This window comes from Neisseria sp. HMSC70E02, assembly GCF_001838645.1.
Taxonomy (GTDB): Bacteria; Pseudomonadota; Gammaproteobacteria; order Burkholderiales; family Neisseriaceae; genus Neisseria; species Neisseria macacae.
Window position 1 is genome coordinate 1 of sequence record NZ_KV838130.1, and the last position, 254, is coordinate 254.

General features: G+C 59.1%; 1 protein-coding gene. It reads left to right on the forward strand.

Annotated elements, in window-relative coordinates; genetic code table 11:
* Positions 1-254: DUF2345 domain-containing protein (locus HMPREF3277_RS12220; RefSeq protein WP_141765231.1), on the forward strand; the 254-nt coding region annotated here is incomplete at both ends.

Below are 254 nucleotides of genomic sequence, written 5' to 3' on the forward strand. Positions count from 1 at the left end.
GCACTCTCCCTCGCCAAAAGCCTGAACAAAGCCGCCCAAACCGCCAACAACCACCACACCGATGAAGAAACCCAAAGGGGTCGTCTGAAAGACGCCCTCAAAGACCTGAAAGAGGCCGGTTTGATCCAAACCGCCCCCGCCGGCATCGCCACCGCAACCCAACAAAGCCAACTGCACACTGCCAATGAAAACATCCACCTCGTCAGCGGCAACCATACCGACATCACCGCCGGCCAAAGCCTGACCGCCCATGC